This window comes from Desulfovibrio legallii (assembly GCF_004309735.1).
GTDB classification, from domain to species: Bacteria; Desulfobacterota; Desulfovibrionia; order Desulfovibrionales; family Desulfovibrionaceae; genus Desulfovibrio; species Desulfovibrio legallii.
In genome coordinates this window covers 1-23,824 of the sequence record NZ_SIXC01000001.1, presented here as the reverse complement: position 1 = coordinate 23,824, position 23,824 = coordinate 1, and the positions used below count along the sequence as shown (strand labels likewise).

The following is a 23,824-nucleotide window of genomic DNA, read 5'->3' as shown; positions in this document are numbered from 1 at the left end:
TATTATTCCTCTGATAAGAACAGTCCGTCCGCAGGTAAACGCTTGCCCTGGAGCACAGCGGCGCGGCCCACCAGATTGTTGATGGCGGCGCGCCCGGCCGTACCCAGATCAAGACTGAATTCGGTCACAAAGGTCTTGATGTGCGCCTCGGTGACGGCCTGCTCCATTTCCTGGGCGTGCGCCCGTACAAATTCCCGCGTGGCTTCAGGGGCGGCCTGGGCGCGGGCCAGACTGGCGGCAATGGCTTCCTGCAGGGCCAGCGCCACGGGGTGCGGCAGATCCCTGCGCACGGCAATGGCCCCCAAAGGCAGAGGCAAATGGTATTCTTTTTCCCACCACTGGCCCAGGTCCAGCACCTTGACCAAACCCAGTCGCTCATAGGTAAAGCGCCCTTCGTGGATGACCAGGCCCATGTCCGCTTCGCCCCTTGCCACAGCGGGCATGACCTCGCTGAACAGCATGGCCCGGCGCGAGCCATGAAAACCGCCGTGCAAAGTCAACAGCAGGTTGGCCGTGGTCATGGCGCCGGGCACAGCCAGGCTGGCCGTGCGCCAAGCCGCGGGGGGCATGCCCTCGCGCGCCACCACCAGTGGGCCGCAGCCCCAGCCCAGAGCCGCGCCCGCCGACAGCAGGGCGTAGTTTTCCATAATCCACGGCACCACGCCCAGGGATACTTTTGTCACGTCCAAGGCTCCCCGGCGGGCCAGGGTATTCAGCTCTTCCACATCGGCAATATGCGGCTGCAGGGGCAGCGGCGCGGGCACCCCACCGTGCAGCAGCGCATGAAAAATGAACGTGTCGTTGGGGCAAGGAGAAAAACCAAGACGCAGTGTTTGCGGATCGGAAACAGACATTATTACCTCACGTTGACAGCACGTAGCGGCCGGGATTAATCTTAAAAAGTTTCACCGTCCCCCTACGCACAGGATGCCTGACCATGCTAGACGCAGCATATTACGCTGACCTCGGCCTTTCGTCCATCTATGATAAGGTGCTGGAAGGCCGCCGCCTGGAGCCCGAAGAAGGGCTCGCCCTGTTCCGTTGCCCCGACCTCACGGCCGTGGGCGCGCTGGCCCTGCACGCCCGTTGCCGCCGTCACGGGCACCGGGCCTTTTATGTCGTTAACCGCCAGATCAACTATACCAACGTCTGCGTCAACGGCTGCGTGTTCTGCGCCTTCCGGCGCGACCACGCGGACGACCCCGGCGCGTTTGTCCTGAGCCACGAAGACATCCTGACCCGCCTGCGTGCGGCCGAGGCCTCCGCCCTGCGCCTGGACGAACTGCACATCGTGGGCGGCTGTCACCCCAACCTGCCCCTGTCCTGGTTTGAAGAGCTGCTGCGCCGCGTACGCGCCGCACACCCCCATTTGCCTATCAAGGCCTTCACTCCGGTGGAAATTGAGCATTTTTCCCGACTGGAGGGCGTAAGCACCCGCACCGTGCTGGAGCGCCTGCAACAGGCGGGCCTGGTCATGATGCCCGGCGGCGGCGCAGAAATTTTTGATGAAGAACTGCGCGCCCGCATCTGTCCGCATAAGGCCGATGCAACCGCATGGCTGCGCGTTTCGGGCGAGGCGCACAGTCTGGGCATCCAGACCAACTGCACCATGCTCTTCGGCCACCTGGAAAGCTACGAGCAGCGCGTGGATCACCTCTGCCGCCTGCGGGACCAGCAGGACAAAACCGGTGGCTTTACCTGTTTTATCCCCTTGCCCTTTCTGACGGAGAACAGCCGCCTCAAACTGCCGGAAGACAAAGTAGGCCCCCAGCGCGGCCTGGACCAGCTGCGTACTGTGGCCGTTTCCCGCTTGCTGCTGGACAACATCCCCCACATCAAGGCCTACTGGATCATGATGGGCCCCAAACTGGCCCCAGTAGCCCTGTGGTATGGGGCTGACGACCTGGACGGCACCATTATTGAAGAGCGCATCGGTCACATGGCTGGGGCGTCTTCGGCCCAGGGCCTGACCATCCATGAGCTGGAACAGATGATCCTGCGCTCCGGTTTTACGCCTGTACGGCGCAATGCCACATTCACCACCCTTTCCGAGACCGCCAGCACGGAGGCGCGCCCGTGACCAGTTTTCTGCCCGCCCACAGTCCTTTTGAAGAATCCGGCCCCGCCTTTGCCGACCTGCGGGAAGCGGCGGCTAAAGCCGCCGCCGGCCAACGCCTGGACCGCCGGGACGCCGAAGCCCTGTACTATAAGGCCAGCCTGCCCACCCTGGCCGGTCTGGCCCACCAGATGCGCCTGCGCCTGCACCCGGAGCCCGTGGTCACCTATGTGGGCGACCGCAACATCAACTACTCCAACATCTGCGTGTGCGGCTGCCGTTTCTGCGCTTTTTTTCGTCCGCCGGAAAACCCGGAAGGCTACGTCATCAGCCGGGAGGAAATGGCGCAGAAAGTGGAAGAAACCCTGCGCCTGGGCGGCACGCAGATTCTGCTTCAGGGCGGTCACCACCCCGATTTGCCCCTGGAGTGGTACGAAGACCTGCTGCGTTGGCTGCGCTCCAACTGGCCGCAGCTGCACATCCACGCCTTTTCCCCGCCGGAAATTTTTTTCTGGTCGCAGAAATTCGGCCTGAGCGTGCCCACGGTGCTACGCCGCCTCAAGGCCGCCGGCCTGCACTCCCTGCCTGGCGGCGGGGCCGAGATACTGCATACCGCTGTGCGCGCCAGGGTTTCACCCAACAAATGCACGGCAGAACAGTGGCTGGACGTGATGGAAGCCGCCCACCACGAGGGCCTGCGCACCACGGCCACCATGATGTTCGGCCACGAAGAAGAACCCGGCCAGCGTCTGGACCACCTGTTTGCCGTGCGCGCCCTGCAGGACCGCACCCACGGCTTTACGGCCTTCATCCCCTGGACCTTCCAGCCCGCGCACACCCGCATCGCCGTGGACCCGCTGCCGGCTCCAGCCTATCTGCGCCTGCTGGCCGTCTCCCGCCTGGCACTGGACAACGTGCCCAACATCCAGGCCTCCTGGGTGACCATGGGGCCGCAGGTGGCGCAACTGGCATTGTTCTACGGGGCCAACGATTTCGGCTCCCTGATGATCGAAGAAAACGTGGTGGCCGCCGCGGGCGTGTCCTACCACATGAGTCGGCGGGATATCCACAAGGTTATCCGCGCCGCGGGCTTCACGCCCGTGCAGCGCACCATGGACTATACCCCCGTGGACCCGCAGCCGGTGGCATAGGAACGAAATTCTGCCCTATACGGGGAGGGGCCTGCCCCCAGGCGGACCTCTCCCCGGCCTTTTGCCGCCTGAGCCCCGGTTTTGCCCCCTGCCCAACCATCCAGAGAAGGCGCGCCATGAACATCCCCCCCGCTTCCCGCCCAGCGCAGCACCGCGTACTGCGCATGGGCCGCATTGGCTATCTCAATGTATTGCCCATCTACCACCCGCTGGAGGCGGGCATTCTGCCCCACGACTACGAGCTGGTTTCCGGCCCGCCGGCCTTGCTCAACACCATGATGGCGCGGGGCGAGCTGCACGTTTCTTCCTGCTCCTGCTTTGAATACGCCTGCCGCCCGGAACGCTATTTTCTGGTGGAAGACCTTTCCATTGGCTCGCGCGGGCCGGTCATGAGCGTGCTGCTACTCTCGCGCCGCCCCGTGGAAGAACTGCAGGGCACAGAAATCCTCATCAGCGGCGAGACCCACACTTCCGTAGCCCTGCTGCGCCTGCTCCTGCGCGACCGTTACCACTGCGACGTCACGTATCGGACCGGACAGGTGACCCCGGCCGTTAACTCCCCCACCCCGCCCGTGGCCTTTCTGGCTATTGGCGACGAGGCCTTGCGCCTGCGCAACCATAAAGACTACCCCTACCGCCTGGACCTGGCCGAAGCCTGGCGCGACTGGACAGGGCTGCCTTTTATTTTTGGCCTGTGGGTGGTGAGCCGCGCGGCGGCGGAAGCGGGCCTTTTTCACGACGACCCGGGGGCGCTGCTGCGCCGGGGGCGGGACTGGGGCCTTGAACACATGGACGTGATTCTGGACCTCACGGCCCACGGCTGCCCCCTCTCACGCGAAGAACTGGACTTTTACTACCGGAAAGGTCTGGTCTACAGCTTAGGCAAAGAAGAACTGCAGGGCTTGCGCTTGTTCTACAACAAACTGGCCCAGGCCGGGCTTATCCCCGCCGTGCCGCCGCTGGAGTTTTTCCGGTTTCCAAACCCAGCCGCGTAGTAACGCTCCGGGGCAAAAAACGCCTGCAACTCACTTTTGCGGCTGCACAAAGCGCGAAAAGTCCTGGGCGTTGCCGACACTACGCCAGCGCAGTTCTGCACCGCGCAGAGGATTTTTACAGAACAACGTACCACAGAACAGAAGCCCTTTGAGAAGATGCTTCTCAAAGGGCTTCTGTTCTGTAAAAAAATCTTTACAAAAAAACTTCTACTGCAAAGCCTTCAAAATGGCCCCACTGGAAACGGAACTGAGGGGGCTGCCGTCCACCACCACGGCGGGCAAGCGTTTGACGCCGTAGAACTGGCTGATCTGCTGGGCCTGGTAGAGGTTCACATTGCCCGCGTTGTAGCAGTATTTGGCCACGGCCAGCTCCTGGTTGGCCGACACAGGGGGCCGCAGGCGGGCCATATAGCTATAGTGAATGGGGTAGTCCGCAGACTGCACGGTGGCGTCATATTCGTTATTGAAGGGCACGGCCTTGCCATGGGCCTTTTTTTGCGCAGCCTTGACGCTGTTCCAGCGGTCCAGGGCGTAGGTCAGGTAGGACATGGCCTGGCCCGGACGGTTGTGGGCTATCCAGATGGCCATGCCCATAAGGTCCGTGCCGTAGTATTCATGGCTGTTGGCAAAAACGACGATCTTGCACTGGGCGGGTGCAAGGGAGCGGCTGGCTTCGCTTACGGCGTGCCAGAGCTTGGCGCTCTCGGGCGCGGCAAAATCCAGGAGCACCAGGATTTCGTGCGGGGCTTTGGGATCGCCAAAAACCACAGGGTAGATTTCTGCTTTCCACTGGGGCCGATAGGCGGCTTCACCTTCAATGCTGGTGACCGTGCCGCCCATCTGGTTGATCATGGCCAGCGCTTCCGGCGAACCGGCCCGCAGATTGGGCAGGCTTTGTCGCAAATAGGGGTTAAACAGGTTGGCATTGCCGCTGTGGACTTCCGAAGGCAGATTCACCGCGCCGCGTGGGGCGCTTTCGCCTCCGGAAAAGCCACAACCGCCCAACAGAAGCCCCACCAGCATCAGGGCCGACAACATTCCGCGCATAGCAACACACCTCACGCAACGATCTTTGGAGCATTCCATATAGGAAGCGTTTATTCCGCAGACGCGAACAGGGGTTGGGCCACGGCCTCAAGGTGCCGCAGCCAAAGTTGGGCAAAACCGTCGTATTCCGCCGTGCCCAGCAGCACGGGGCGGCAGCGGCGACCGCGCTCCTCAATCCGGCTGCGCCAGGACTGGGGCTGCGTGCCGGCCATATCGCGCAGGGCGTGCCGGCCCACCACCGAAAGCAACGGCAAAAGCCAGACCGCAGGGGATGTGAGCCGGGGCAGGATGTCTTCCAGCAGCACTGCGCCGTTCATGGTGCCCACGTGCACACGGGGATCCAAAGCACGCACGGCCGCAGCCAGATCGGCATAACGGCCCACGGCCGCATGGCGCGCGCCGTGCCCCATGCAGACCACATCCTCGTCGGGCATGCGTTCCGCCGGCAGATGCCGCACCAGGGCACGGGCGGTCTCCTGCACATCCTCAGGGTTCTGCAGAAGGGGCGTGCCCACCCGGCAGGCGAGGCCTTGTCGGGCGGCCACTTCGGCCACGGCGGCGCAGACCTGCTCGTGCTCACTGCCCGGAATAGTCTGCAAGGGCTGCACGGCCACATGGGTGAAGCGTTCAAAGCCCAGCCGGCTCAGAGCCTTGAGCACGGAATCGCTTTTTTGCCGGGCCTGGGCCAAGCGCTCGCGCAAGAGCAGCGAGGTGAAAGCCCAACGCACTGGAACGCCGGGATAGCGCTGCCGCACAAGGGCGTCAAAGCTCTTGAGGGCGTTCTGCCCCTGGGCGCTGCTCGCGCCAAAGGCCACCAGCAGGATAGCGCGCTTCATGGACAACATGTGTACGTCAGTTGCGGGACGGAAGCAAGCCGGACAGAAGGGCTGCGGCGGCCAGAAACAGAAGTGAAGCCCGCGAAGGGCCTTGTGTTGACCCTTGCCCCCTCGCAAGGATACAGTGCCGCATGCGTTCCCTGCCCCGCCAAGATACTCTTGGTGCGCGGCAAGGGCCGCCGGAGGAATATATCAATGCCAAAAGCGCTGGTTTTGGGGGGCGCTACCGGTCTGCTGGGCCAGGCGCTGGTACGCGTGCTGCGTCAAAACGGCTGGCAGGCCGCCACCCTGGGACGCGGGGACGGCAACCTGCTGAATCTGAACTTTCTGGAAGATCGCGTGGCCGCGGCCGGAGCGGATGTGGTCTTTAACGCCGTAGCCTGGACTGCCGTGGACGACGCCGAGGACCACGCCGAGGAAGCCTGTTTGCTCAACCGCACGCTGCCTGACGCCCTGGCGCGGGTGCTCAAATCGCTGGGCAATGGTCACCTGGTGCACTTCAGCACCGATTTCGTCTTTTCCGGCACAGGCGAAACCCCGTGGAAGGAAGAAGACCCGCCCCACCCATCTTCAGTGTACGGCTGCACCAAGCTGGAGGGCGAACAGGCCGTGCTGCGGGTGCTGCCTGAGCGCGCCTGCGTGCTGCGTACGGCCTGGCTTTTCGGTCCAGGGCGCAAAAATTTTGTGGACACCATCCTGGCGGCCTGCCGACGGCGCGACGCCATTACCGTGGTGCACGACCAGACAGGTTCGCCCACCTACAGCCTGGACCTGGCCCAATGGAGTCTGGCCCTGGCCCAAAAACAGGCCACCGGGCTATGGCACGCGGCCAACAGCGGTCAGGCCAGCTGGTGCGACCTGGCCTGTGAGGCCGTTGCGCTGGCGGCGGCGCCCTGCCGGGTTATGCCCATCGATTCGGCGCAGTATCCGCAAAAAGCCCGCCGACCGGAATTTTCCGTGCTGGACACGGGCAAACTCGCCGCCTTTTTGGGCAAAAAACCCCGCCCCTGGCCCCAGGCCCTGCGGGACTATATTTTTTGCGAATATCTGCCCGCTATAAACGGGAACAAAAAACCCGTCCCCTGCGGGGGGGCGCGGTGAAAGCCCGCTTCCGGGCGCTCTGGCGGCCGCTGTTGGCCGCCCTGCTTCTGCTGGTCGCCGTTGCGCCGGGGGTGGGGGCACGCCCGCGCAGCCTGCAAGATCTGGCCGCCATCACCGGCAAGCTGGTGGCAACGGGCATCAAATACGGCGAAATCCCCTCCCTCTACCGTCCCCGTTATGACCGTGTATCCGATGCGGACCTGAGCCTGAGCGGTGACGATGTGGTGTTTGTGGTCCAGCTGCCCGATGGGCCGCGCATCTATCCGCAAAGCATCATGGCCTGGCACCAGGTGGTCAACGAGGTGGTGGACGACAATGCCTATGCCGTCACCTACTGCCCCATTACGGGCACACTCATGGCCTACGACGCTTCTATGGGCGGCCTGAACCTTATTTTTGACCCCGAAGGCCGCCTTTACGACGGCAACAGCGTGCTGGTGGACCGCAATTCCGGCAGTCTGTGGCTGCAGGAAACGGGAATGGCTTTTGACGGCCCGTTGCTGGGCCGGGGCCTGCCGCAATTGCCCGTTTTCTGGACCACCTGGGGCGCAGCCAAAAGCGTCTATCCCAAGGCCAAGGTGCTGGCCAGGCCTCCCGGCAACAGGGCCTATGGGCGCGACCCCTACGGCAGTTACGCGCGCACGGACACCTATTACCAGAACGACCGGCTCATTTACCCCGTGCTGCGGCTGGACCGGCGCTTTCCCCACAAAACCCCCATGCTCTGCCTAGAGTATGAGGGGTCTTTAGTGGCTATTGACATCAAGTATGTCAAAAAGAAGGGCGCGGTAAATTTTTTTGTAGGGCCCCACGCCCTGCTGGCCGCCTATGACGGCAAACTGGGCGTGGTGCGGGTATTCAACCGCCGGGTCTGGAACGATCCTTTCCTGTTCATCGCCCGCTACGGCAAACTGCAGGATCTGACCACACGCAGCCTCTGGAGTCCGGCCACGGGCAAAGCGCTGGACGGCAACATGCTGGGTGCGGGCCTGACGCAGATCTACGGCGTCTATTCCATGTGGTTCGCCTGGTACAGCATGAATCCGGAAACGCTGGTCATTCCCGGGCCCGGCGAAGTGCCCCAGAATCTGCTTTCGCCCAACCCGCCGGGACAAGGCGACGGCGGACCGCAGAGCTCTATGCCGCGCAGATCCCCCGACAATCCGTAAGGCCAGGACGCGCAGAACGCATGGACTTTGGAGCGCACACCGAGAAAAAAACAAGCGCACCCTGTTTGCGTAACTCGGTACTGACCGCGCTTGTTCATGGGCGAAGAAATAGAGGGCAAAAGCGGTCTCGACGGCTTCAAAGGAAACGCGACCTTTTGCGCAGGGAGTGTACTCTTATGGTACTCGACCGGAGCAAAAAGCCGCGTTGACGCCGCCGGAGGGCAAAAAGACCTCCTGCCTTTCGCGACAAACCTGGCCGGGCGTGGACAAAGAGGATTTTTGTTCTCCGGCAAGGAAACGCGACTTTTTGCGCAGTGAGTGTACTCTTATGGTACTCGACCGGAGCAAAAAGCCGCGCTGACGCCGCCGGAGGGCAAAAAGACCTCCTGCCTTTCGCGACAAACCTGGTCGGGCGCGGACAAAGAGGATTTTTGTTCTCCGGCAAGGAAACGCGACTTTTTGCGCAGTGAGTGTACTCTTATGGTACTCGACCGGAGCAAAAAGCCGCGTTGACGCCGCCGGAGGGCAAAAAGACCTCCTGCCTTTCGCGACAAACCTGGTCGGGCGCGGACAAAGGGGATTTTTGTTCTCCGGCAAGGAAACGCGACCTTTTGCGCAGGGAGTGTACTCTTATGGTACTCGACCGGAGCAAAAAGCCGCGCTGACGCCGCCGGAGGGCAAAAAGACCTCCTGCCTTTCGCGACAAACCTGGTCGGGCGCGGACAAAGAGGATTTTTGTTCTCCGGCAAGGAAACGCGACCTTTTGCGCAGGGAGTGTACTCTTATGGTACTCGACCGGAGCAAAAAGCCGCGTTGACGCCGCCGGAGGGCAAAAAGACCTTTGTCCGCGCCCGACCTAGTGGGCGGCGCCCCAATCATGCCCTACCCCCCAATCCACAACCAAAGGCACGGAAAGAGCCTGCCCGCCGGGAGCCACGCCGCTCATGAGGGAGGCCACGCGGGCGCCGGTTTCCTGGGCGGCGTGTTCTGGCACTTCCAGAAGCAGCTCATCGTGAACCTGCAGCAAAAGGCGGGCCTGCAGACGGCTCAGATCCGGGTCGTGGGCCACGGCCAGCATGGCCAGCTTGATGATGTCTGCGGCGGAACCCTGGATAACGGTGTTGATGGCCTGTCGGCGGGCCAGAGCATAGGCTTGGCCGTTGGGAGAATGGATGTCGGGCAACAGGCGACGACGGCCGCCCAGGGTGGTTACGTAGCCCTGACGTTTGGCCGTGGCCTCGACCTCTTCGTAAAAGGCTTTGAGGCCGGTAAGGCGGGCAAAGTAGCGGGCAATGAATTCTTTGGCCTTGACCGTGCCTATTTTCAGCTCCTGACCCAGCTTTTGCGCGCCCATGCCATAGATGAGGCCAAAGTTGATGGTTTTGGCGTTACGGCGCTGGTCCGGACTGATCTGGTCCTGGGGCAGGTCATAGATGAGGGCGGCAGTGCGGGCGTGGATATCCTCGCCCTGGCGAAAGGCCTCCAGCAGAGCTGTATCCTGAGACATATGGGCCAGCACGCGCAGCTCTACCTGCGAGTAGTCGGCGGAAACCAGAGCCCGGCCGGGCCCGGCGATAAAGCAGGCGCGCATGCGTTTGCCCAGGGGGCCGCGCACGGGGATATTCTGCAGATTGGGATTGCTGGAAGAAAGGCGACCCGTGGCCGTGGCCTTCTGGTTGAAGGTGGTGTGGATGCGGCCCTGGGCGTCCACCAGGCGCGGCAAAGGGTCCAGATAGGTGGAGCGCATTTTTTCCAGCTTGCGGAACTGGAGGATGCTCTCTACCACCGGGTGGTGGCCGGCAAGTTTTTCCAGGGTTTCCTGACTGGTGGAGGCCTGTCCGCCGCGCGTCTTGCGCGGGGCCGGCAGCTTGAGGGTATTGAAGAGCACCTCGCCCATTTGCTGGGCCGAACGGATGTTAAAGGTAACGCCCGCTGCCGCATAGACCGTTGCCGTAAGCCGATCCAGCTCGGCCTGCACGTCGGCCAGAAAGGACTGAAAGGCCGCCGCGTCGATGGCCACGCCATAGCCTTCCATAGAAGCCAGCACGGGCGCCAGGGGCAGCTCCAGACGGCGGTAGAGGGGCAGCAGACCGTCGGCCGTCAGGCGTTCTTCCAGCACAACGGCCATGCGCAGGGCCAGGGCCGCCGGCCCCATGCCGCTGCGCCTGAGGGGCGCGCCCCAGTAGGCGGCCAGACGAGGCCAGGCATAGTCGCTTTCTTCCGGATTAATGAGGTAGGCGGCCAGCCCCAGGTCGAAGCAAAAGGGCGGTTGCCTGTCCTGCGCCAAGCCCTGCCAGCAGGCCTCGCCCACCAGCAGACCTTTGAGGTCGGCAAGGACTAGGCGGCGCGCGTCTTTCAACCAGGCGCAAAGGGCCGCGGCGGTGCCGCCCCAGCGCACTTCGGTGCAGGAACAGGCCTCCCCGTCGGGCGCAGTCCGGCCTGCAGCATCCGTGTGCCATACAGCCACATGGGGCGGCTTGTCCGGCCCACCGGGCCAGATGCAGGCCACGTCCAGCCCGGTGCAGGGGGGCAGATCCGCAACCTTGGCTGCCAGGGGCAGATCGGGTTCTTCCAGCACTTCCAGCAAACTCATCTGCGGGCCAGCGCCCTGGGGAGGGACCGATGGGGCGGTTGCGGCCGACGGCGGTTCCCCGCTGGAAACGGCAGCCGCTGCAGGCGCGGCCGAGGGGGAAGACGCGCCCGCTGCGTCCGTATCCGGAGCTCCGGCATCCCGCCACTGCAGGCGCTCCAGCGCGGCCATGTCCCGCCGCAGGGCGTGCAGCTCAAATTCTTCGGCCAGGGAGGCGCAGGCCGCGGCGTCCAAAGGCCGCACACGCATGTCCTCCAGGCGCACATGGGGGCAGGCCGCGTGCGACAGGGCGGTCAGCTCCCGCCAAAGAAACATGTTCTCCAGATGATCGCGCAGCTTGTCCTGCAGCTTGGGCGGCAGCAGGGCGAAGTGGTCGCGGATGTCCTCCAGGCTGGGGCAGATTTCAAAGATTTTTTGCGCCGTCTTGGGGCCGATGCCGGGCACGCCAGGGATGTTGTCGCTGGTGTCGCCCACCAGGGCCTGCACGTCGGCCCACTGGTCGGGGGCAAAGCCCGTTTCGGCGGTAAAGGTCGCCGCGGAAAGCAGCTTTTCTTCGCGGAAGGCAGGGTCCCACATGTATACATCGGGTCCCAGGCACTGCTTGAGATCCTTGTCGCCGCTGACGATGACCACAGGCCGCTTACCGGAAAGGCGCGCCGCCAACGAGGCTATGCAGTCGTCGGCCTCGCAGCCCTCGGAAACTTCGCGGGGAATGCCCAGGGCCCGCACCATCCGGGCAATGGGCTCCAGCTGGCGGACGAGATCTTCAGGCGTGGCCTCGCGGTTAGCCTTGTAGAGCGGATAGATGTCGTGCCGGAAGTTCTTGCCCTTGCCGTCCTGCACAAAAAGGAAATGCCGGGGGCGTTCCTCCCGCAGTATCCGCAGCAGCACGCGGGTGACCACCACCAGCGCGTTGGTGGGGAAGCCGTCGGAACGCTGCATATTGCGGTTGGCGAAAAATCCCCGATAAATGAATGCGGTACCGTCCATAAGAAAAACGGGCTCCGCGGCAAGATTGAGGCGGCTTTTAAGCGACATGACAACTCGCGGGTGCTGAAGGTGACAGGAGGCGCGGCGCGCGGGGACAGGCCCCTTGCGAAGATGCAGTCCGACGCATATACTATAGAGATGGAAACAAGTGCGCAAGTAACCGCCGCCCTGCAGGGGCCTCTGCTTTGCGTCCGCGTGGGCGGCCGCTGGGACATGGAGGCCCCTTGGCCTCCGGACACCCAAAACGCCCTGCGGCAGGCCGCAGACCCGCGCGTGGCCCGGCTGGAGGTGACCAGCGAAGCCTTGGGCCCGTGGGACAGCAGCCTGCTGGTCTTTCTTGTGCAGCTGCTCAAGACAGCCCACGCCCGAAAGCTCATGGTGCGCACGGAGCTGCCCGACGGCCTGGAACGACTGCTGCGCCTGGCCTTTGCCGTGCCCGCCAAGGAAGGCGCAGGCAAAACCACGCAACGCCCTGGCCTGCTGGCCGAACTGGGCGGCCGGGCCTTGGGCCTGCCGCCAAAAGTGCGGGATTTTCTTGATTTTCTTGGCGATGTAACCCTGGCGCTGGGGCGGCTTTGCGTGGGCCGGGCCAATATGCGCGCGCAGGATATGCTCACGGCCATGTACGAATGCGGCGTGCTGGCCCTGCCTATTATTTCTCTGACCAGCCTGCTGTTTGGCCTGATCCTGGCCTTTGTGGGCGCGGTGCAGCTGACCCAGTTCGGCGCGCAGATCTATGTGGCGGGGCTGGTGGGCATTGGCATGCTGCGGGTCATGGGGGCCATTATGGTGGGGGTGGTCATGTCCGGTCGGGTGGGCGCGGCCTACGCGGCCCTGATCGGCACCATGCAGGTCAATGAGGAAGTGGACGCCCTTTCCGCTCTGGGCATTTCGCCGGTGGATTTTCTGGTCCTGCCCCGGGTGCTGGCCCTGACTCTGATGATCCCGCTGCTGACCATCTATGCCGACCTCATGGGCATGTTGGGCGGCTTTGTGGTGGGCACCCTCATGCTGAACCTGAATTCTATGGAATACGCCAACGCCACCGTGCAGATGGTGCCCTTCAAACATGTGCTTATCGGCTTGGTCTACGGCACGGTGTTTGGCGTCATCGTGGCCCTGGCGGGCTGCTACCAGGGGCTGCGCTGCGGGCGCAGCGCCCAGGCCGTGGGTCGGGCCACCACCACGGCCGTGGTGCACGCCATTGTGGGCATTATCGTGGCCACATCCATTATTACCGTCATCTGCAACGTTCTGCAGGTCTGAACCATGAACGCGCCTCTTCCCGCCGCTTCCGCCGCTGCACCCCAGGACGTCCGCATCCGCGTGCGTGATCTCACCGTGGGCTACGGCTCCTTTGTGCTCATGCGGGACGTGAGCTTTGACGTACGCACCGGGGATATTTTTTTTATCATGGGCGGTTCGGGCTGCGGCAAAAGCACCCTGCTGCGCGCCCTCATGGGCCTGAAACGCCCGCAGACGGGACAAGTGCTGTACAGCGGCACAGATTTCTGGAACGGTACGGAGGCAGAACGCCGCCGCATCATGCGCCACACGGGCGTGCTGTTTCAGGGCGGCGCGCTGTGGAGTTCCATGACGCTGGCGGAGAATGTGGGCCTGCCCTTGCAGCAGTACACCAGCCTGGGCCCGGAAGAAATCCGGGAGCAGGCCGCCCTTAAACTGGCCCTGACCGGTCTGGCTGGCTTTGAGGACTACTACCCCTCGGAAATCAGCGGCGGCATGCGCAAACGGGCGGGGCTGGCCAGGGCTCTGGCCCTGGACCCGGCCATTCTGTTTCTTGACGAACCCTCCGCCGGGCTGGACCCCGTGAGCTCCCGCCTGCTGGACGACCTTATCCTGGAGCTGCGGGACAGCCTGGGGGCCACCTTTGTCATTGTTTCGCACGAGCTGGCCAGCATTTTTGCCATCGCCAGCAACAGCATTTTTCTGGACGCCCAGACCAGGGTGGTGGCCGCGCAGGGCCGACCTGACCTGTTGGCGCAGAACCCAACCACTGCGGAAAGCGCCCGGCTGTTTCTGACCAGGGGCGCGCCCCGCGCCGCAGACCCGGAAGACGCCGGAGTCGTCTCGACAAAGGATAAGGATACAGCCTCATGAGCAAGCCCGTTTCCAAAACCGCCGTAGGCGCCTTTGTGCTCTGCGCGCTTACCCTGTTTGTGCTGAGCATTCTCTGGCTGGGCGGCAGCCGCCTGTTCAGCAACGACATGGAATACGTGCTCTATTTCGATGGTTCGGTGAGCGGCCTTTCCACAGGCGCCCCCGTGGTTTTTCGCGGCGTGCCCATGGGCAGCGTCACGCGCATCAACCTAGTGGCCAATGCGCGTGATTCCAACGTCACCATCCCGGTCTACATCCGTATCGACGAACGCAGTTTTGTGTTGGCCAAAAACGCCAGTGCGCCGGGGGAAGGCTTTCATGAGGAAATCATCCGCCGCATGGTGCAGCGGGGCATGCGGGCGCGGCTGCAACTGCAGAGCCTCATTACCGGGCAATATCGCATTGAGCTGGATTTTTACCCCGGCAGCCCGGCCAATTTCCGCTCTTCCACGCCGGAGGATGAAATCCCCACCATTCCATCGCCTATGGATACGCTCCAGAGCACCATCCAGCGCCTGCCTCTGGAGCGCATGGCCGCCTCGCTGAACACTGTCCTGCAAAATCTGGCCAATGCCCTGGAGCAGAACCGCCTGGAACGGGGACTGACGGCTTTTGCCGATACCTTTGAAGAGATGCGCGATCTGCTGCGTACAAGCCCCATGCGCCTGCACGCGGAACAGATTATGCAAAATATGGATACGGCCAGTGGCGCAGTGGAACGCGAACTGCCCACCACCCTGCTTGCCTTCCGTCAAGCGATGGAAAACATGGCCGTGGCCGCCCAGCAGCTGCGCGCCGCCACGGCCTCGGCCCAGGGCGTGCTGGGGCGGGATTCGCCCGCCATGGCCGACCTGCGCCGTATGCTCAAGGAAGGCTCGGACGCCGCGCGTGCCCTGCGCACCCTGGCCGATATGCTGGAACGCAACCCTGAAGCCCTGCTCAAAGGCAGGCAAGGGAGACACTGATGCCCCGCCTTCTGCCCCTTGCGCTCATGGCGCTGCTGCTCTGCGCCTGCGGACGCAGCGCCCCCACCAACTACTACCTGCTGGAGGCCGCCCCCGTGTCCACCGGTGCAGAGGCCCTGCCCGCCCGCACCCTGCGCCTGGCCCCCGTGGCGCTGCCCGAATATCTGGACCGCAACGGCATGGTCACCCGTGGGCCCGGCACGCAGGTTACTGTGGCCCAGTTCCACCTGTGGGCCGAATCCCTGCAGGCCAGCGTGCGCCGCAGCGTGCAGGGCGTTCTGGCCCCGGCCTTGCTGGCTGCGGGCGTCACCGTGCTGGCCCCGGCCGATGAGGACAAAAGCGACTATCTTCTGCAGCTGGACCTGCAGCGCCTGGACGGCAGCCTTACAGGCACGGCCGTACTGGAAGCGCGCTGGACGCTGCGGGACCGGCAGGACGCCGTGCTGGACCGGGGCCTCTACACGGCAGAAGAAGCCGTGCACGGCAAAGGCGCAGCAATGCGCGAGGACTACGCGGCCCTGGCCGCCGCTGAAAGCCGCCTAGTGCAGGGCCTGGGGGCGCATCTGGCCGCGCGTTTGCCCGCACTGCTGCGGGGACGACCATGAAGCCCGACCTGGACAACCAACACTGCCGCGTGCTTCTGGTAGACGACGCACCGGAAAACCTGCGCATCCTCAGTGAAAGCCTGCGCGACGACTATACCATCATGTTCGCCAAAAACGGGCCGGACGCCCTGCGCCTGGCCCGCCGTCAGCCGCCGGACCTCATCCTGCTGGACGTGATCATGCCCGGCATGGACGGCTATGAGGTCTGCCGCCGCCTCAAAGAAGACGCCGTAACCCGCGACATCCCCATCATGTTCATCACCGCCCAGAACGAAGAAACGGACGAGGCCACGGGCCTTTCACTGGGCGCGCAGGACTATGTTATCAAGCCGTTCCGAGCCTCTCTGGTACGCAACCGGGTGGCCAATCAGCTCAGATACAAACGCTACCGCGACCACCTCAATGATCTGGTGCGCGAACGCACCCGCCAGCTTTCTCTGACGCAAGAAGCCACCATTATTGCTATGGCAAGCCTGGCCGAATGGCGCGATACCGAAACGGGCGCGCACATCCGCCGCACGCAGAACTACGTCAAGGCCCTGGCCAAACACATGTCCGGCCTGCCCGACTATGCGGCGCAGCTGGATGCCGACGCCATCTTCTGGCTGTATCTTTCAGCTCCGCTGCACGACGTGGGCAAGGTGGCCATTGCCGACACCATACTGCACAAGCCGGGCCCCCTTACCGATGAAGAATATGAAGCCATGAAAGCCCATACCGTACACGGCTGGGCCGTGCTTTCCGCCGCCGATCAAATGCTGGGAGAAAACTCCTTTTTGCGCGTGGCCAGCGATATTGCCTACTGCCACCACGAACGCTGGGACGGCCGGGGCTATCCGCGCGGGCTCAAGGGAGAAGAAATCCCCCTTTCCGCCCGGCTCATGAGCCTGGCGGACGTTTACGACGCCCTGCGCAGCAAGCGCGTCTACAAGGCGCCCATGCCCCACCCAACGGCGGCCGCCATTATCCAGGACGGCAGCGGCAGCCAGTTTGACCCTGATGTGGTCAAAGCCTTTCTGGCCATTCAGGACAAGTTTGAAGCAATAGCCACCCGGTTCAACGACGCCTAGCGCAAGGCGCATCGCTCAATGCGGGCTGCGCCGCCCATCCTTTCCCTTCTTCTGCCGTTCAGCTCTCCACAAGTTTGAAAAATACCTCCGGCTGCAGAATGGTGATGTTGTCCCTGGTAAACGGGCCAAACATTCCGTTCTCCTCCTGCTGGCGCAGCACCTTGTACAGCGAGATGCGGTGCACGCCGAGCAAGGAGGCCATCTCCTGTCGCGACATGCCCAGTTCCGCCTTGAGCGGATCACTGCCCGGTTGCAGCCGCTGGGCCAGGAACTTGCAAGTACGCACCAGCACATTGTCCAGATAAAGCGATGACGCCTGGTTGGACAGTATCCTCAATTTCCTCGACATGGATTCCAGCAGATTGATGATGAGATCAGGCCGGGCCGTGTTGATCTCCTTCAGGGCTTCCTGAGTAAATTCGTAGGCTATACAGTCTGTTACGCAAGAAAAATAGCTTTCTGCCGGCATGGGGTCGAAAAAAGGCGTTTCGCCAAACAGGCAGCCCCCCCGAATGTACCAGAGGATTTTTTCTACCCCCTCAAGGTTCTGGTGCGTCAGGCGCACCTTGCCGCGTTCCAGAAAGTACAGGGCGCGCCCAAACTGCACGCAGTGCCCCTTGGACCAGACCACCCGTTTCCCCAAGTGCAGCACCTCACGCCAGGGGGTATTCATATTATTCATTTCTTTGAAGGCCATACCGCGCGAATAACCGTGTTCGGAATTTTCTCGCATAGCATAATCCTCCATGGTTTTTCTGATGACCATAATCCTAAAGGAAACAGAATGTGAAAAATGTTGCAATGGGAACACGCAAAACAACCAGAACGGCATATGCTTTAATCGTGGGATGAAAGTAACTATTTTCCAACTAGTTACCATTCCAATAAAATTTTTTTGGGGACGGCATCCGCAATTGCGTCACCAACAGAAAACATAAGGAGTTGAATATGGGTCATCCGACAATCTATCCAACTGGTGTAACGCTTTTCAAACCGGAAAAATGCTGGAGTGGCTATACCATTTTTCAGGCTCAGGAGCTCGGCGCTGTGCTTATGGATATGAACGGGCGCGAGATCAACGTCTGGAAAGGCGTACACGGTATGCCTAACAAAATTCTTCCAGGCGGCTATCTTGTCACAAGCCGAGGCCGCCGCAGCGGTAAATACAGTGTGCAGGATGGTCTTGATGTTGTCCAGGTGGATTGGGACGGCAATATTGTCTGGAAATTTGACCAGAACGAATTCATTGAAGACCCCGGGTTTCCCGGCCGCTGGATCGCCCGCTATCACCATGACTTCCAGCGTGAAGGCAACCCCGTGGGCTACTTTGCCCCAGGCATGGAACCCAAGGCGCTTGAGGGCAAAACCCTGATCCTTGCCCACCGCAATGTGCGCAATAGCGCAATCAGCGACAAACAGCTGCTGGACGACCTGATCCTGGAAGTGGACTGGAACGGCGATATCCTCTGGGAATGGTCGTGCCATGAACATTTTGCCGAAATGGGCTTCCGCGAAGGCCCCAAAAACACCCTCTGCCGCAACCCCAACTACCGCCCCACCCAACCCGAAGGTATGGGCGACTGGATGCACATCAACTCCATGTCTGTGCTGGGCCCCAACAAATGGTACGACGCCGGTGACGAACGCTTCCACCCCGACAACATCATTGTGGACGGCCGTGAAACCAACATTATCTTCATCATCAGCAAAAAAACCGGGAAAATTACCTGGAAAATCGGGCCGGACTATGACGCCACGCCCGAACTCAAGGCCATCGGCTGGATCATCGGCCAACACCACGCGCACATGGTGCCCCATGGCCTGCCCGGCGCGGGCAATATCCTGGTTTTCGACAACGGCGGCTGGGCCGGCTACGACGTGCCCAATCCCGGCGCGCCCACAGGCGTCAAGGCTGCTCTGCGCGACCACTCCCGCGTGCTTGAGATAGACCCCGTCAGCCTCAAAATTGTGTGGCAGTACACGCCCAAGGAAGCCGGCTTCCTGGAACCCATGGACAGCAACCGCTTTTACAGCCCCTTCATCAGCGGCATGCAGCGTCTGCCCAACGGCAACACCCTGATCACCGAAGGCTCCGACGGTCGCGTGTTTGAAGTAACGCCGGAGCACGAAATCGTTTGGGAATTCATTTCGCCTTACTGGGGCAAGCATGTGCCCATGAACATGACCTACCGGGCCTACCGCGTGCCCTACGAATGGGTGCCGCAAGTGCAGAAACCGGCAGAAACCCCCATTGCGCCTCTGGATGTGACCACCTTCCGCGTGCCCGGCGCCGCCGCTGCCGGCGACAGGGCCAAGGAAGTAAGTGTGGAAGGCTGCCAGCCCTATGAGGGCAGCAACGCCCTTTGCGTGGCTTCCGTGGAAGATCCCAAGGACTAACCCCTCCATATGCTCCCGTCCGCTGTCGCCGGGCGGGGGCATCCCCCCCATCCATCCGCAGGAGACCTGCCGTATGTTGCTAAAAACTTCGGATCTGACCCCCGGGGTGCTCGCCAAGTGGGCTTTTTCCCTGGCATTGCCCCTGGGCGTGTACTTCCTGCTGCCGCACGGCGGCAGCCTTACGCCGCCCATGCTGGCTTTTCTGGCCGTAACCCTGTGGGCTGTCTGCGCCTGGGCGCTGGACACGATGAACGATGTCGCCGTGGGCGTGTTGCTGCCCATCCTCTATACCCTGTTGTGCGGCGTTTCGCAGAAGGTGGTATTCGCCCCCTGGCTTTCCGATGTGGGCATTATCGTCATCGGCGGCTTCACGCTCGGCAAAATCATTCAGGTGACGGGTCTCGGCAAGCGCATTGCCCTGACCTGCGTCAAACTCACCGGCGGCAGCTTTGCCGGGGCCCTGGCGGGCATCACCATCGGCGCGGCTATCCTGTCCCCGCTGGTGCCCTCCATTATGGGCAAGGCCGCCATCCTCTGCGCCGTGGCCCTGGCCCTGTGCGACGCCCTGGACTTCAAGCCCAAAAGCCGCGAAGCCACAGCCGTCGTGCTGGGCACCTGCATTGCCGTGGGCTCCACCAAGCTGGCCTACCTGACTGGCGCAGGCGACCTGGTTATGGGCATGGGCCTGGTGGACAAGGTGCTCGGCACCCAGACCAGCTGGATGGAATACGCCAAATTCAACTTTCCCCCGGCCATGCTTTATACGGCCATGTCCCTGGGCATTGTGCTGCTGGTGCTGCGCACTTCCGTCAACCGGGAAAAGCTGCAGGCCACCGTCTGCAAGCAGCATGCAGAACTGGGCGCCATGACCGACGAGCAAAAGCGCGCCCTCATCCTGCTTTGCCTTACCCTGGTGCTGCTCGCTACAGACAAGCTCCACCACCTCAGCGCAGGCACGGTGCTGGTGCTCATCATGTCGGCGTCCTTTCTGCCCGGCGTCAGCCTTATGGACGGCAAGCGCTTGGCCTCGGTCAACTTTGCCCCACTGTTCTTCGTCATGGGCTGCATGGCCATCGGCGCAGCCGGAGGCTACCTCAAAGTGACGCACTGGCTGGCTGGACTGGTGTTGCCCCTGTTCAGCGAAACGGGAACGACCCTGGCAGGAGTCTGCTCCTATGCCGTAGGCGTTGCCGTTAACTTCCTGCTCACGCCGCTGGCGGCCACCTCCACGCTGTCCACGCCCATAGCCGAACTGGGCATGCAGATGGGCATTGATCCGCGCCTGCTGTACTTCTCGTTCCAGTACGGCCTGGACAACCTCATTTTCCCCTATGAATACGCTCTGTACCTATACTTTTTCAGCACCGGGTACATCAACTTCAAAGATATGGTTCTGGTCATGGCCATCCGCATTGTCCTGGCCGGCGCATTTGTCGCCTGCATTGCCATGCCCTATTGGCGCATGCTGGGCTGAACACGCACAAAACAACGCAAAAAGGCGATAACATGAAAAAATTGGCGACACTTCTGCTGGCGGCGGCTATGTTGTTGGGCGCTGCAGGCCAGAGCCGGGCGGTAGATTTTCAGGTCAAGGGCAGCTGGCAATTCGCGTTTGACTACATTAACGGCGGAAATTTTATGGGCAAAGACCGTCGGGGCAACCACACCATAGGCCAGCAGTGGGCGGCGGTGCGCCAGCAGCGCGACGAATTTGAGGCCATGCAGCGGCTGCACCTGCAGCTGCATGCCGTGGCTTCGGAAAACTTGTCCGGGACCGTATTTTTCGAGATAGGCGAACAGCGCTGGGGCATGGGTTCCCAAGGGGGTGCGCTGGGCGCGGACGGCACGGTGGTCAAGGTCAAACATTCCTATATTGACTGGATGGTCCCCCACACGCCTCTCAAGCTGCGCATGGGCCTGCAGGGTGTTAAACTGCCGGGATTTGCCCTGGACAGCCCTGTGTTTCAGGACGATGTGGCGGGCATTACCGCCTCCTGGAAGTTCAACCCCAACGTAAGCGTTACCGGCGCGTGGATGCGCCTCTACAACGACAACTGGAGCGGCAACGACGCCAGCCCGGCAAACTACCTGGACAATTTTGACCTGTTTGTGCTGAGTGTGCCCGTAACCTTTGAAGGGCTGAAAATCACGCCCTGGGGCATGGCCGGAGCCATGGGCCCCAATACGCTGCTGAAAAGCAATATGATTGGAGATGCCGCCGGCGGCAGCAAAACCTTTACCCTGGCTAACCACAACACCCAGCAAGGCATAGACGGCCTGCAGCTCCGCGACGGCCTGTACCCCGCGGCCTTCAGCAGTCGGCGGCCGCAATCCACACTCTGGAGCAGTGAATACAGCACCATGGGCTGGGGCGGCCTTACCGGCCAGTGGAGCATGCTCGACCCCTTCCGCCTGAGCTGGGATTTTGTCTACGGCAGCGTGGACCACGGACGGAAATATCTCAACCGCCAGGGCTGGTATGGCATGTTAGTGGCCGAATACGCCACGGACTGGGGCCTGCCCGGCCTCTACGGCTGGTATTTCAGCGGCGACGACGCCAACCCCGACAACGGTTCGGAGCGGATGCCTTACCTCAGCACCACCAACAACCTGACCAACTCCCTGTCCACCTTCGGGTATCGGGGCAACCCCATCATCGGCGGCGGCAAAGGCATTCTGGGCACCAACCCCACAGGCACCTGGGGCGTGGGCGCGCGCGTCAAGGATATTCCCTCACTGGAAAACCTCACCCACACCCTGCGCGTCAACTACTTCGGCGGCACCAACAACACAAAGATGGCCTCCTACATCACGGGCCGCCAGGGCCGCGACAACGACGGCCGCCAGATCTACCGCAACAATACGGACTTCAACTCCTTCGGCACATACCTCACTACAGCGGATACAGGGCTTGAAGTCAACCTGGACAGCAAGTTCAAGGCTACGGAAAACCTGACTTTCGTTGGTGAGCTGGGCTATATTCACCTCTGGCTGGACAAGGATGTCTGGGGCCAATACCAAAACATCGCCGGCACCAGCCTGAACATGAAGGACGCCTGGAAAGCCTCTGTCAACGTCATTTACGCATTCTGACAAATGACCCATTTGTGGAGGAACAGGAATGAACACCACAGTATGTTCTTTTTTGGCCGGGACAGTGGCGCTGCTAACGCTGGGATTTTCCGGCGGGGCCGCAGCCTACGAAATCCACGACGGACCTACCGGCGTCATCAAATACGAATCGGAAAAAACCTTTAATGGCTACACCTTGTTTGCGCCCACGTACAAATGTACCACGACCTACCTTATGGACATGAACGGCGATGTGGTCCACACATGGCAAAGCAAGTACCCCCCAGGGCTCTACGCCATTCTGCTGCCCAACGGCAACCTGCTGCGGGCGGCGGCCCCCAAGGAGCAGCCGACAAAAATAGGCGGCGCAGGCGGCATCCTTGAGGAGCTGGACTGGAACAGCAATGTGATCTGGTCCTACCGCATGCTCTCGGAGAATGAGATACAGCACCACTGCTTCGACCGTATGTCCAACGGCAATACCCTGGTGCTCGGCTGGGAACGCAAAACCCCGGCGGAATTCCAGGCCAAAGGGCGCAAGCCCGGCACCTGGCCCAAAGAAGCCAAAATCAAAGGACAGGTGGTGCGCGATTTTTGGGTGGATTTTGTACGCGAGGTGGACAGAGACGGCAAAACTGTCTGGGAATGGCACGCCTGGGACCATATCGGCACCGGCCCGGACCAGCTGGACATCAACTACGCCTTGCCCACGCCCGTGGGCCCCGGCTACGACAGCTTTGACTGGTCGCACTTCAATACCGTGCAGTACCTGCCGAAAACCGATCAGGTTCTGCTCAACTCCCGCAATTTCAGCGAAGTCTTTATTGTGGACAAAAAAAGCGGGAAAATCGTGCAGCGCTGGGGCAACCCCTCCACGCACGGCCAGGGCGCGCGCCCCGGCTGGTATGACGATGGGTCGCAACAGGTTTTTGGCGAGCACAACGCCACCATGCTGCCCAACGGCAACGTGCAGATCTTTGATAATGGCTCTGAACGGCCCGAAGGCAACCGCTCACGCGTTATTGAAGTGGATTTGAAATCCGGCAAAATCGTCTGGCAATACGCGGCCAACGGCTCCAACAGCTTCTTCAGCTACCGCCAGGGCGCGGCGCAACGCCTGTCCAACGGCAACGTGCTGGTTACCTCCACCCATCAGGGGCATCTTTTTGAAGTGACCCCGGCGGGAGAGGTGGTCTGGGAGTTCGTCAACCCCATCATGGCAGGCAAGGCCAAACCGGTCTTTTCCGACAGGGCCGACGCTGTGCCCAATGCCCATCAGACTTTCACAAATATGATCCACCGCGCGTATCGCTACGCGCCGGACTACCCCGGCCTCAAAGGCAGGGATCTGAGTCGGAAGCAACCTCTTCTGCCCGGCTACCCTCGCTTTTTTGAGGTCTGGAAACCCGCGGCGGCTCAATAGTCATATATGCAAAGTTGTTCCGCGCCGTGCAGCAGTGCCACCGGCGGCGCGGAACAACTTTTCTCCCCGCCACTGCAGAATAACGTCGCCGCCCTAGATGTAGAGTGTCAATACGTTGTTCACCCTCGCTCCAATTTTGAAGCCGGAGGTTTCCTGCCAAGAGCCGTGTGAGGACGCGAATAATTGTAGTGATGCGTCCATATGGGCAAGTTGGCTGCCCTTTTCCATGAGTGGGTGTA

General features: G+C 61.9%; 19 protein-coding genes and 1 pseudogene. 14 read left to right on the top strand and 6 right to left on the bottom strand.

What is annotated here, in order from left to right:
* Window positions 1-2 precede the first annotated feature (2 nt).
* Window positions 3-854, bottom strand: a complete 852-nt coding sequence (locus tag EB812_RS00100; RefSeq protein WP_118230633.1) for a 1,4-dihydroxy-6-naphtoate synthase — start codon at window positions 852-854, stop codon at window positions 3-5.
* Between the two features lie 83 nt (window positions 855-937).
* Between EB812_RS00100 and mqnE the strand changes: the two genes are divergently transcribed.
* The 3 genes from mqnE to EB812_RS00085 all read left to right on the top strand — a co-directional run bounded on the left by mqnE (window position 938) and on the right by EB812_RS00085 (window position 4,202).
* Window positions 938-2,080, top strand: coding sequence for an aminofutalosine synthase MqnE (gene mqnE, locus EB812_RS00095; protein ID WP_118230634.1), 1,143 nt, complete (start codon window positions 938-940; stop codon window positions 2,078-2,080).
* Window positions 2,077-3,207: a cyclic dehypoxanthinyl futalosine synthase gene (gene mqnC / locus EB812_RS00090; protein ID WP_118230635.1), complete on the top strand. Its 1,131-nt coding sequence runs from the start codon at window positions 2,077-2,079 to the stop codon at window positions 3,205-3,207. Before mqnE ends, mqnC begins: the two co-directional genes overlap by 4 nt.
* A 116-nt stretch (window positions 3,208-3,323) precedes the next feature.
* Window positions 3,324-4,202 (top strand): menaquinone biosynthetic enzyme MqnA/MqnD family protein, encoded by an 879-nt coding sequence (locus EB812_RS00085; RefSeq protein WP_118230636.1) that lies wholly within the window; start codon window positions 3,324-3,326, stop codon window positions 4,200-4,202.
* Window positions 4,203-4,409: 207 nt separating this feature from the next.
* On the opposite strand, the gene EB812_RS00080 is transcribed toward EB812_RS00085, so the two are convergent.
* On the bottom strand, window positions 4,410-5,249 hold the full coding sequence (locus EB812_RS00080) for a hypothetical protein (RefSeq protein ID WP_118230637.1): 840 nt from the start codon (window positions 5,247-5,249) through the stop codon (window positions 4,410-4,412).
* Between the two features lie 50 nt (window positions 5,250-5,299).
* Window positions 5,300-6,085: a sirohydrochlorin cobaltochelatase gene (locus tag EB812_RS00075; RefSeq protein ID WP_118230653.1), complete on the bottom strand. Its 786-nt coding sequence runs from the start codon at window positions 6,083-6,085 to the stop codon at window positions 5,300-5,302.
* A gap of 195 nt (window positions 6,086-6,280) precedes the next feature.
* On the opposite strand from EB812_RS00075, the gene rfbD reads away from it, so the two are divergent.
* The gene (gene rfbD / locus EB812_RS00070; RefSeq protein ID WP_118230638.1) at window positions 6,281-7,186 is read left to right on the top strand and encodes a dTDP-4-dehydrorhamnose reductase; all 906 of its coding nucleotides are present in this window, start codon (window positions 6,281-6,283) and stop codon (window positions 7,184-7,186) included.
* Window positions 7,183-8,355 carry a DUF3179 domain-containing protein gene (locus tag EB812_RS00065; protein ID WP_242621138.1) on the top strand — a complete coding sequence of 391 codons (1,173 nt, stop codon included), beginning with the start codon at window positions 7,183-7,185 and terminating at the stop codon, window positions 8,353-8,355. Before rfbD ends, EB812_RS00065 begins: the two co-directional genes overlap by 4 nt.
* A gap of 856 nt (window positions 8,356-9,211) precedes the next feature.
* On the opposite strand, the gene polA is transcribed toward EB812_RS00065, so the two are convergent.
* A complete protein-coding gene (gene polA, locus EB812_RS00060) occupies window positions 9,212-11,983 on the bottom strand; it encodes a DNA polymerase I (protein ID WP_130957685.1) in 2,772 nt (923 codons plus the stop codon).
* Between the two features lie 90 nt (window positions 11,984-12,073).
* Between polA and EB812_RS00055 the strand changes: the two genes are divergently transcribed.
* The 5 genes from EB812_RS00055 to EB812_RS00035 are packed head-to-tail and all read left to right on the top strand — an operon-like array spanning window position 12,074 to window position 16,693.
* Complete coding sequence (locus tag EB812_RS00055; RefSeq protein WP_130957732.1) at window positions 12,074-13,201, top strand: MlaE family ABC transporter permease; 1,128 nt, start codon at window positions 12,074-12,076, stop codon at window positions 13,199-13,201.
* A gap of 3 nt (window positions 13,202-13,204) precedes the next feature.
* The gene (locus EB812_RS00050) at window positions 13,205-14,053 is read left to right on the top strand and encodes an ABC transporter ATP-binding protein (RefSeq protein ID WP_118230640.1); all 849 of its coding nucleotides are present in this window, start codon (window positions 13,205-13,207) and stop codon (window positions 14,051-14,053) included.
* A complete protein-coding gene (locus EB812_RS00045; RefSeq protein ID WP_118230641.1) occupies window positions 14,050-15,018 on the top strand; it encodes an MlaD family protein in 969 nt (322 codons plus the stop codon). Before EB812_RS00050 ends, EB812_RS00045 begins: the two co-directional genes overlap by 4 nt.
* Window positions 15,018-15,623: a PqiC family protein gene (locus EB812_RS00040; protein ID WP_118230642.1), complete on the top strand. Its 606-nt coding sequence runs from the start codon at window positions 15,018-15,020 to the stop codon at window positions 15,621-15,623. The genes EB812_RS00045 and EB812_RS00040 overlap by 1 nt, the downstream gene beginning before the upstream one ends.
* Window positions 15,620-16,693, top strand: coding sequence for an HD domain-containing phosphohydrolase (locus EB812_RS00035; RefSeq protein WP_130957684.1), 1,074 nt, complete (start codon window positions 15,620-15,622; stop codon window positions 16,691-16,693). The genes EB812_RS00040 and EB812_RS00035 overlap by 4 nt, the downstream gene beginning before the upstream one ends.
* Before the next feature lie 58 nt (window positions 16,694-16,751).
* Here EB812_RS00035 and EB812_RS00030 read toward each other — a convergent pair whose 3' ends face one another.
* Window positions 16,752-17,426 carry a Crp/Fnr family transcriptional regulator gene (locus tag EB812_RS00030; protein WP_118230644.1) on the bottom strand — a complete coding sequence of 225 codons (675 nt, stop codon included), beginning with the start codon at window positions 17,424-17,426 and terminating at the stop codon, window positions 16,752-16,754.
* 215 nt (window positions 17,427-17,641) lie between these two features.
* Here EB812_RS00030 and EB812_RS00025 point away from each other — a divergent pair, with 215 nt between their 5' ends.
* The 4 genes from EB812_RS00025 to EB812_RS00010 all read left to right on the top strand — a co-directional run bounded on the left by EB812_RS00025 (window position 17,642) and on the right by EB812_RS00010 (window position 23,585).
* On the top strand, window positions 17,642-19,090 hold the full coding sequence (locus EB812_RS00025; protein ID WP_130957683.1) for an aryl-sulfate sulfotransferase: 1,449 nt from the start codon (window positions 17,642-17,644) through the stop codon (window positions 19,088-19,090).
* Between the two features lie 73 nt (window positions 19,091-19,163).
* Window positions 19,164-20,564, top strand: a complete 1,401-nt coding sequence (locus EB812_RS00020; protein ID WP_118230646.1) for an SLC13 family permease — start codon at window positions 19,164-19,166, stop codon at window positions 20,562-20,564.
* A gap of 32 nt (window positions 20,565-20,596) precedes the next feature.
* On the top strand, window positions 20,597-22,183 hold the full coding sequence (locus EB812_RS00015; protein ID WP_130957682.1) for an outer membrane homotrimeric porin: 1,587 nt from the start codon (window positions 20,597-20,599) through the stop codon (window positions 22,181-22,183).
* A 28-nt stretch (window positions 22,184-22,211) separates the two neighbouring features.
* Window positions 22,212-23,585 (top strand): aryl-sulfate sulfotransferase, encoded by a 1,374-nt coding sequence (locus tag EB812_RS00010; RefSeq protein ID WP_118230648.1) that lies wholly within the window; start codon window positions 22,212-22,214, stop codon window positions 23,583-23,585.
* Window positions 23,586-23,678: 93 nt separating this feature from the next.
* Here the strand turns inward: EB812_RS00010 and EB812_RS00005 are convergent.
* A pseudogene (locus tag EB812_RS00005) lies at window positions 23,679-23,824 on the bottom strand (integrase core domain-containing protein); the annotation flags it as partial.